7 protein-coding genes are annotated in these 9,175 nt (G+C 70.6%); 3 read left to right on the plus strand and 4 right to left on the minus strand.

What is annotated here, in order from left to right; translation table 11 throughout:
• Positions 1–21 precede the first annotated feature (21 nt).
• Both E1288_RS16610 and E1288_RS46970 read left to right on the plus strand, forming a co-directional pair.
• Entirely contained in the window at positions 22–1,419 is a 1,398-nt protein-coding gene (locus tag E1288_RS16610; RefSeq protein ID WP_132486019.1) for an MFS transporter, read from the plus strand.
• 23 nt (positions 1,420–1,442) lie between these two features.
• Entirely contained in the window at positions 1,443–1,601 is a 159-nt protein-coding gene (locus E1288_RS46970) for a hypothetical protein (protein WP_165968141.1), read from the plus strand.
• Between the two features lie 1,147 nt (positions 1,602–2,748).
• On the opposite strand, the gene E1288_RS16615 is transcribed toward E1288_RS46970, so the two are convergent.
• Positions 2,749–4,023, minus strand: a complete 1,275-nt coding sequence (locus E1288_RS16615; RefSeq protein WP_132486021.1) for an ATP-binding protein — start codon at positions 4,021–4,023, stop codon at positions 2,749–2,751.
• A gap of 296 nt (positions 4,024–4,319) precedes the next feature.
• Here E1288_RS16615 and E1288_RS16620 point away from each other — a divergent pair, with 296 nt between their 5' ends.
• Positions 4,320–5,222 (plus strand): LysR family transcriptional regulator, encoded by a 903-nt coding sequence (locus tag E1288_RS16620; protein WP_132486023.1) that lies wholly within the window; start codon positions 4,320–4,322, stop codon positions 5,220–5,222.
• A 3-nt stretch (positions 5,223–5,225) separates the two neighbouring features.
• Here E1288_RS16620 and fdhD read toward each other — a convergent pair whose 3' ends face one another.
• From fdhD to E1288_RS16630, 3 genes are all read right to left on the minus strand, one after another.
• Positions 5,226–6,059: a formate dehydrogenase accessory sulfurtransferase FdhD gene (gene fdhD, locus E1288_RS16625; RefSeq protein ID WP_132486025.1), complete on the minus strand. Its 834-nt coding sequence runs from the start codon at positions 6,057–6,059 to the stop codon at positions 5,226–5,228.
• Positions 6,060–6,080: 21 nt separating this feature from the next.
• A complete protein-coding gene (locus tag E1288_RS46975; RefSeq protein ID WP_165968142.1) occupies positions 6,081–6,233 on the minus strand; it encodes a hypothetical protein in 153 nt (50 codons plus the stop codon).
• Between the two features lie 199 nt (positions 6,234–6,432).
• Positions 6,433–8,718 (minus strand): FdhF/YdeP family oxidoreductase, encoded by a 2,286-nt coding sequence (locus E1288_RS16630; protein WP_132486027.1) that lies wholly within the window; start codon positions 8,716–8,718, stop codon positions 6,433–6,435.
• Positions 8,719–9,175 lie beyond the last annotated feature (457 nt).

A 9,175-nucleotide genomic window follows, 5' to 3' on the forward strand; every position in this document is an offset into this window, starting at 1 on the left:
GGAACGGATTGAACTCTCCTGATGAACGAAAGCAGTTATGCGTCCCGGCTGACGGCCGCCGGTGTGGTGGCCGTCAGCATCGGGAACTTCCTCGTCGCCTTCGACGCGTCCTCGGTGAACGTGGCGTTGCCCAGCATCACCGCGTCCCTGCAGGCGTCGCCGGCCGAACAGCAGTGGTTCCTCGACGCCTACACGATTCCGCTGTGCGTCTTCCTGCTGACGGCGGGCGTCGCCGGTGACCGCTTCGGCGTCGCCCGCGTGTACCGGGTGTCGACGGCCGTGTTCGCCGTCGCCTCCCTGCTGTGCGCGCTGCCGATGTCGGGTTGGCAGCTGATCGCCGCGCGCGTGCTCCAGGGCGCCAGCGCGAGCTTCATGCTCCCGATGACGCTGTCCATCCTCACCAAGGGCATTCCCGACCTGACCCGGCGCGCCCGCGCCATCGGCGGTTGGGGCGTGGTCGGCGGTGTGGCCATCGCGACCGCACCGCTGGCCGGCGGCCTGATCACCCAGTTCGTGGGCTGGCGGTGGCTGTTCCTGGTCAACATCCCGGTGTGCGTGTTCGCGCTGGTGCTGATCCGCGGTTTCCGCGACCCGGTGGCCGCTCCCGAGCGCCGTTTCACCGTGTTGCCGCAGTTGCTGTTCTGCCTCGCCCTGACGTTCCTCGCCGGTTCGTTGATCGAGGGCGCGCACTCGTCGTTCGCCAACCCCGTGGTGGTGGCCGCGCTGGTCGGTTTCGCCGTGGCCCTGGGCGCGCTCGCGCTGACCCAGGCGAAGGCCACGACGCCGCTGGTGCCGCGCGCGCTGTTCACCCACCGCCCGTACCTGCTGGTCATCCTCTCCGGTGGCCTCTACCAGATCGGGTCCTACGGTTCGCTGCTGGTCCTGGCCCTCTTCCTGCAGCAGGAGCACGGGCTGAACGCCGAGCAGGCGGGCTACGCCGCGCTGCCGTGCTGCGTGGCGTGGTTGTGCGGGAACCTGCTGGCGAGCCGGGTCACGCCAGGGGTCCGGCGCCGGATCATCCTGACCGCCACGCTGATCGGTGGGGTGGGCGGTGCGTCGGTCGCCGTGCTGTCGGTGACCGGATCGCTGGGCGCGACGCTGGCGGCGACCGCGCTGATCGGTGTGCCGTCGGGACTGCTGGCGTCCTTGCTCAGCGCCGAGGCGATGCACCTGTGCCCGCCGGAGATCTCCGGCGCCGCGTCCGGCCTGCTGAACACCAGCAGGCAGGTGGGCATGACGATCGCCATCGCGGTGCTCGGCGGCCTCGGGTTCGCCTACCAGCTCCTCGTCCCGATGTTGGTCGTGGCGGGCGCGTTCCTGCTCGTCGGCGTCAGCTGCCTGTCGGCCTTCGCGCTGCGCGGGGACCACGGGCGGGCGGATGCGCCGAAGCAGCCGGTCACGGCCGACGGATCCCGGTGAGATAGCCAGCGGAGGGAATGCCGGTGTTGACTTCTGTCGCGGGGGCGGTGGCCGCGGCATGGGTCCTGGCCGGCCTGGTCGTCGGCGCGGGCCGGTACCGGCACCGGCTCGCGCGGGCGTACCGCCGCGCGGCGTCGCGGTGCGACCAGTGGTACGAGCTGCGGTCGAAAAGCTGGTTCTGAAGCGGGAATTCACACGTGGGCGGGATGGCTCCCGACCCGCACGACGGTGCTCCTCCTCGACGGCCGGGCGAGGAGGAGCACCGGTGCGCTCGCCCCGATCCCGTCGCCCGATCCCAGGTCGTGACGAGCATCCGCGACGCTCGCCTGATCGGGACCCGGCCACGGCTGTTGCTCCGGCGGACGGGGATTCCGGTCGACCCGGCCTTCTGATCGACGCCTGTTGCCGGCTCGCGGTCGTAGCGGAGATCCGCTTGCTGAGCCAAAACCGAGGACTGTCTGCTTTGGACGGTCAGTGGTTGCGCTGGGAGCTGGAACGAGCCGACGAGGCACCGGATCCGGGGTACCTGGGCGATTTACGTGGTCGACGCGGACGGTGTTGACCACATGACTCTCCGCGCCACCGTTGCCCTGCGACATGTTGCCGACGTGGCGTGTGCTGGCACTCGACGAGGTGCAGTTCGTGTCCGCGTTCGGAGCAGATGTGGTGGCGAGGTCTCGCGGTCGATCGGCTGGTGGCTTCAAGGTGGTGAAGCGAACGGCCTGTTCATCTCGCCTATCGGGGCGAACGGGCCGTTCACTCCGTGTCAGCCGATGCCCGCGACGCCGGGCGGTCGCAGCGAGCGGCCTGTTCATCTCGCCTATCGGGGCGAACGGGCCGTTCACTCCGTGCCAGGCGATGCTCGCCGACGCCGGGTGGTCGCAGCGAGCGGCCTGTTCATCTCGCCTATCGGGGCGAACGGGCCGTTCACTCCGTGCCAGGCGATGCTCGCCGACGCCGGGTGGTCGCAGCGAGCGGCCTGTTCATCTCGCCTATCGGGGCGAACGGGCCGTTCACTCCGTGCCAGGCGATGCTCGCCGACGCCGGGTGGTCGCAGCGAGCGGCCTGTTCATCTCGCCTATCGGGGCGAACGGGCCGTTCACTCCGTGCCAGGCGATGCTCGCCGACGCCGGGTGGTCGCAGCGAGCGGCCTGTTCATCTCGCCTATCGGGGCGAACGGGCCGTTCACTCCGTGCCAGGCGATGCTCGCCGACGCCGGGTGGTCGCAGCGAGCGGCCTGTTCATCTCGCCTATCGGGGCGAACGGGCCGTTCACTCCACACCTGCCAACGACGACGCACCACTGCGCCAACGGGTTCGCAAACAGCATCTACAGCCGGGTGTACGCGTCGATGTCGCGCTCGAAGTCGGTGATGGCCTCCGCGGTGAGCGTGGGGCGGGTGTCCGCGATCGCCTGCAGGTACTCGTCGGTCGTCGCGAGGTCTCCGCGCTCGTGCAGCACGTCGCGCTCGAACGCGGTCTGCGCGCCCTGGCGCGCCGCGAACTCGATGTCCGCCGGGGTGAACAACTCCGTCCGCTCCACCAGCAGGTCCAGGTCGACGTTGTCGCGCGCCGGGCCGAGGTAGCGGGACCAGATCGCCCGGCGCGCGGGCGGATCCGGCGGCCCCACCGGGATCAGGTAGTCGAACCGGCCCGGCCGCAGGAAGGCCGGGTCCAGCGAGCTCACCGCGTTGGTGGCGCACACCAGCAGGCGGTGGTCGTGCTCGCGGAAGCCCGGGATGAGCTTGAGCAGTTCGTTGGTCACCCCGTGCGCTGCGCCCACCGCCGGGCTGGAGCGGGTCCCGGCGATCTCCTCGACCTCGTCGATGAACAGCACCAGGTCGTCGAGCTCCTCCAGCTCGGCGAACACCTCCCGCAGGGAGGCCGCCAGCCCGTCCGGGGAGGACGCGGCGAGGCGGGACGGGAACAGCTCCACGAACGGCCAGTTCAGCCGGGAGGCGATCGCCTTGGCGAAGCTGGTCTTGCCGGTGCCCGGCGGCCCGAACAGGACGATCGCCTTGGGCGGCAGGACGCCGTGGCGCTCGGCCTGCTCGTGGTGGGAGATCGGCAGCACGACCCGGCGTTCGATGACGTCCTTCTCCCGACGCATGCCCGCCAGCGCGTCCCACCCGCCGGGCGGCAGGAGCCTGCCGCCGAGGTGTTCGAGGACGTCGAAGTCGGCGGGGTCGAGCTCCTGGACCTTCTCGAAGTAGGTCAGGTCGGTGCGGGGCCGGTAGCCGGAGTTCACCATCGCCCGGAAGCCCGCGGCCCCCTCCGACACCAGGCTGGCGATGCGGTGCACCCCCGCACTGCGGAGCTTCTTCTCCAGCTCGGCCAGCAGCGCGCTGCCGATGCCGCGGTTGCGCCACCGGGCGTCGAGGGCGAACAGCGCCAGCCAGGCCCGGTCGCCCTCGACCTTCGCCGCCGCCATGCCGACGACGTCTTGCTGCACCACCGCGACCAGGGCCGGATGCCCGGCCCGCGCGAGCGACACCACCTCGGCGGCGGAGAACGCCGGCTCGCCGCCTTCCCTGCTCTGGTCCCAGATGTGGATCGCCTGGTCCAGGTCGTCGTCGTGGAAATCGCGCACCCGCCAAGTCGGCACGGCCCACCTCCCGGTCTTCCGCGCTGCGCGGCCGCGCCGGCCGCGAGCTTGTGTCGGGCAGTACGAGTCGGGATTTTCTGCGGTGCCGTGCCGCCTTCGCAGCGGCCGAATCGGCACTGGCAGAATTCTCCGCCGGGCATTCGGGGAAAGTCAAAGAGACATTTCCGATTTCGCAATAGGTCGCACCTACTTGCGCGCCGGGACTCCGTGTGCATGCGACGTCACGCGGTGTCGCAAGTCTGCTTTCGCATCCCGGGATAGGATGTTCTGCGGCCCTCTGGCGTTAGGTGAACAAAATGCTCTTCCGGCAGCTCGAGTACTTGGTGGCATTGTCGCGCGAACGGCATTTCGTGCGCGCCGCGCAAGCGTGCTCCGTTTCGCAGCCGGCGCTGTCCGAGGCGATTCGGAAGCTGGAGGAGGAACTCGACGTCCCGCTGATCCGCCGCGAGCGCCGTTTCCAGGGCCTGACGCCGGAAGGCGAACGCATCGTCCGCTGGGCCGAGAAGATCCTTGCCGACCGGGATTCGATGCGGCTGGAGGTGAGCGCCCTGCGCACCGGGCTGACCGGTCAGCTCTCGATCGGCGTCATCCCGACGGCCGCGCCCGCGGTGCCGCCGCTCACGGCGCGGTTCTGCGCGGAACACCCGCTCGCCCGCGTGCAGGTCATGGCCGATCTGCCCACCGACGAGATCTTCCGGCGGCTGCAGAACTTCGAGCTCGACGTCGCGATCGGTTACCTCGCCGACGCCGAGGCGGCCGGCATGGTTAGCGTTGCGCTGTACCGGGAGCGGTACGTGCTGCTGACGCCCGCCGAGGGGGAGTTCGCCACCCGCGAGTCGGTCACCTGGGCGGAGGCCGGGCGGGTGCCGCTGTGCCTGCTGACGCCGTCGATGCGCGGCCGGCGCACCCTGGACGGGGTCTTCGCCGAAATCGGGATTTCGCCCGTCCCGCAACTGGAAACCGACTCGATCGCGGGGTTGTGCGCGCACGTCGCGACGGGGCGGTGGTCCAGCATCGTGCCCGCCCCGTTCGCCCGGGCCATCAGCGACACGGCCGGCGTGAAGGCCGTTCCGCTGGTGGCCCCGGACCACGAGGCGCGGGTCGGCCTGGTGATGACCGCGCGGGAGCCCGGATCGGTGATGGGCCGGGCGTTCATCGAGGTCGCGCGGTCGGTGGATGTGGCCGGAGCGCTGGAGTGAGTCTCACGCCGGGTCCGGCCGCAGTCGCTCGGCGCCGCTGTAGACGTTCATCGAGGTGCCGCGCAGGAAGCCGATGAGGGTGAGCCCGGCGTCCGCGGCCAGGTCCACGGCCAGCGAGGACGGTGCGGACACGGCGGCCAGCGCGGGGATCCCGGCCATCACCGCCTTCTGCACCAGCTCGAAGGACGCCCGGCCGCTGACCATTAGGACCGAGTCGCGAAGCGGCAGCCGGCCCGCGCGCAGGGCGTCGCCGACGACCTTGTCCACCGCGTTGTGCCGCCCGACGTCTTCGCGCAGGCACGTGAGCCGGCCGTCGGCGGTGAACAGCCCGGCGGCGTGCAGGCCGCCGGTGCTGTCGAACACCCGCTGGGCTTCCCGCAGCCGGTCGGGGAGGACGGCCAGCGTCGACGGCTCGATCCGCAGCGAGTCCTCGCCGAGGGGCCAGGCCGTCGTGGTGCGCACCGCTTCCAGGCTCGCCTTGCCGCACAGCCCGCAGGACGACGTGGTGTAGAAGTTCCGCTCCAGCGACGCATCCGGCGGCGCGACACCGGGAGCGAGGGCGACGTCGACGACGTTGTAGGTGTTGCCGCCGTCGGCGGTGGCGCCCGCGCAGTAGCGGATCGCGGCCACGTCGTCGGCCGAGTCGACGACGCCCTCGCTGACCAGGAATCCGACGGCGAGGTCGAAGTCGTGCCCCGGGGTGCGCATGGTGACGGTGAGCGGGCGGCCGCCGACCCGGATCTCCATCGGCTCCTCGGCCGTCAGGGTGTCCGGTCGCTGCGATCGCAGCCCGTCGCGGATGCGCAGCACCGGCCGTCGCACGGTCACTCGGCCCATCGTTGCGTCCTTTCCTGGAGTTCACCGGGGATCCGGTGGGGGAGGTGGCTTCGGGAATGCCAGGCCGGTGATCGAGAGGAACAGCAGGCCGGCGGCGGCCATTCCCGCCAGCAGGGCCGGGTACGGCACCTGCCGCGTCGCGGCGGGGCAGAGCAGGGCCAGCGCGGTGTGCACCGAGCGCGGGGAACACCGCAGGCCAGGGCGACCACTGGGCGAGGACGCCCGCCACGAGCGCCCCCGCCGCCAGCCCGCCGCCGGTCGCGTTCAACGCGCGGCGCGGGCCCACGCTCGGGCGCCCGAGATCGGCCGACAGCTCCACGATCCACGTGGTTCCTGCGGAGAGGACGATGCCGGCCGCGACACCCGCGCGGCGTCAGGCGCGGGGCTCCAGCCGGACCACGATTCCCTTCGAGGTGGGCGTGTTGCTGAAGTCGGCCACGCTGTCCAGCGGGACGAGGACGTTGGTCTCCGGGTAGTACGCGGCGGCGGAGCCGGGCGTCGTCGGGTACGCGACCACGCGGAAGTCGTGCGCCCGCCGCTCGACGCCGTCGTGCCACACGCTCACCAGGTCCACTGCGGCACGGTCGGCGAGCCCGAGCGCGTCCAGGTCGGCGGGGTTGACGAGCACGACCCGGCGGGCGTTGTGGATGCCCCGGTAGCGGTCGTTCGGTGCGTACGGGATGGTGTTCCACTGGTCGTGCGAGCGCAGCGACTGCAGCACCAGGTGCCCTTCGGGCGCGCTCAGCATCTCGAACTCGTTGCGGGTGAAGACCGCCTTGCCGCTGGGCGTGCGGAAGACCCCGCTGTTCACCGGGTTCGGCAGCGCGAACCCGCCAGGCTTCGCCACCCGCGCGTTGAAGTCCTCGAACCCCGGCACCACCCGCGAGATCCGGTCCCGGATCGTGCTGTAGTCCGCCTCGAATTCCTCCCACGGGATGTCGGGATCCGCGCCCAGCGTCAGCCGCGCCAGGCGGCCGAGGATCGCCACCTCGCTGAGCAGCATCTCCGAGGCGGGCTCCAGGCGGCCGCGCGAGGCGTGCACCACGCTCATCGAATCCTCGACGGTGACGAACTGCTCGCCGCCGGCCTGAACGTCCCGGTCGCTGCGCCCGAGCGTCGGCAGGATCAGCGCGGTCTCGCCGCACACCGCGTGGGAGCGGTTCAGCTTGGTCGAGATGTGCGCAGTCAGCCGGGACCGGCGCATCGCCCGCTCGGTGATCTCGCTGTCCGGCGTGGCCCGCACGAAGTTCCCGGCGACGCCGAGGAAGAGCCTGGCCCGGCCGTCGAGCATGGCCCGGATGGAATCCACCGAGTCCCAGCCGTGCTCGGCGGGCGGGGTGAAGCCGAACTCCCGCTCCAGCGCGTCCAGGAAGGACTGCGGCATCTGCTCCCAGATGCCCATGGTGCGGTCGCCCTGCACGTTGCTGTGCCCGCGCACCGGGCAGACCCCGGCACCCGGCTTGCCGATGTTCCCGCGCAGCAGCAAGAAGTTGACGACCTCGCGGATGGTGGGGACGCCGTGCTTCTGCTGCGTCAGGCCCATCGCCCAGCAGACGATGACGCTCCTGCTGGCCAGCACCCGGTCGAGCACCTGCTCGATCTCCTCGCGGGTCAGCCCGGTGGCGGCGTGGATCTCGTCCCACGGGATCTGGCGGGCCTGCTCGGCGAACTCCTCGAAGCCGGTGGTGTGCGCGCGGATGAACTCGTGGTCGAGCACGGTTCCCGGGGCGGCGTCCTCCGCCTCCAGCAGCAGCCGGTTCAGCGCCTTGAACAGCGCGAGGTCGCCGCCGGGGCGGATCTGCAGGAACTGGTCGGCGATGGCGGTGCCGCGGCCGACGATCCCGCGGGCGTTCTGCGGGTTCTTGAACCGGATCAGCCCGGCCTCGGGCAACGGGTTCACGGCGACGACCTGCCCGCCGTGCCGCTTGGTCTCTTCCAGCGCGGACAGCATCCGCGGGTGGTTGGTGCCGGGGTTCTGGCCGACGACGAAGATCAGGTCGGACTCGTGGATGTCGTCCAGGCTCACGCTGCCCTTGCCGATGCCCAGCGTCTGCTGCAACGCGAAACCGCTGGACTCGTGGCACATGTTGCTGCAGTCGGGCAGGTTGTTCGTGCCGAACGCCCGCGCGAACAGCTGCAGCAGGAACGCGGCCTCGTTGTTGAGCCGGCCCGAGGTGTAGAACAGCGCTTCGTCCGGGGAGTCCAGCGCTCGCAGCTCGCCGGCGAGCAGGCCGAGGGCGTCGTCCCAGGTGATCGGCTCGTAGTGGTCCGATCCGGGCCGCTTGACCATCGGCTCGGTGAGCCTGCCCTGCTGGTTGAGCCAGTAGTCGGACTTGCGGCCGAGCTCGGAGACCGGGTGCTGGCGGAAGAAGTCGGCGGTGACCCGGCGCGACGTCGCCTCGTCGTTGACGTGCTTGGCGCCGTTCTCGCAGTACTCGTTGAGGTGCCGCTGCTTCGGGCCGGGTTCCGGCCACGCGCAGCCGGGGCAGTCGATTCCCTTGGCCTGGTTGAGGTTCAGCAGCGTCAGCATGGTCCGCCGGACCGAGGTCTGGCCCAGCGAGTACTCCATGGCGTGCGCCACCGCGGGCAGTCCCGCCGCCCAGGTCTTGGGCGGGGTGACCGAGAGGGCGTCCTCGCCGGGATCTTCGATCTTGCTCATGTCGTGGCCAACCCTTGTCCGTTTCCGAATTCCGCCGCGCTTTTCAAGCGTTCGGTACCGGCGGGAGAAAGTCAAAGAGGGAGCGGCGATGATCTGATAGGCGCCGTTTATCGACTGAGCCTTTTTCGTCCTGGCGATCCGCAGCCGCGACACCTTAAGCGCCACAGCGAGAAGCCGTCGCAAGCGGCGCAGCCGCTTAGCCTCGATCCACCGAAGAGGGCGTTGGCGGTGATTCTGATTCGCTTTGTTGATCTTTTGGCGTGGTGAAGGGCGTGTGTGATCCGCTGGTCTGCCCAGCCTGTTCCACTGATCGAGGTCTCCGGTCGGGCCCGTGTGGGCGATTGTTGGTGCTGGTCAGGCTGCTGTTGGTGGTGATGAGGCGGCGGCGTGCAGGGTGGTGAAGTGCTGGGCCCAGGGCCAGTGGGCGGGCAGGTGCAGGAGGGGTTTGCCTTGGGGG

Origin of the sequence: Saccharopolyspora elongata (genome assembly GCF_004348985.1) — a bacterium.
In the GTDB taxonomy this organism is placed as follows: domain Bacteria; phylum Actinomycetota; class Actinomycetes; order Mycobacteriales; family Pseudonocardiaceae; genus Saccharopolyspora; species Saccharopolyspora elongata.

What these genes read in the sequence shown, in the direction of transcription:
- E1288_RS16610 (WP_132486019.1), top strand. Translation starts at nt 22, where the DNA reads ATGAACGAAAGCAGTTATGCGTCCCGGCTGACGGCCGCCGGTGTGGTG.
- E1288_RS16620 (WP_132486023.1), top strand. Translation starts at nt 4,320, where the DNA reads ATGCTCTTCCGGCAGCTCGAGTACTTGGTGGCATTGTCGCGCGAACGG.
- fdhD (WP_132486025.1), bottom strand. Translation starts at nt 6,059, where the DNA reads ATGGGCCGAGTGACCGTGCGACGGCCGGTGCTGCGCATCCGCGACGGG.
- E1288_RS16630 (WP_132486027.1), bottom strand. Translation starts at nt 8,718, where the DNA reads ATGAGCAAGATCGAAGATCCCGGCGAGGACGCCCTCTCGGTCACCCCG.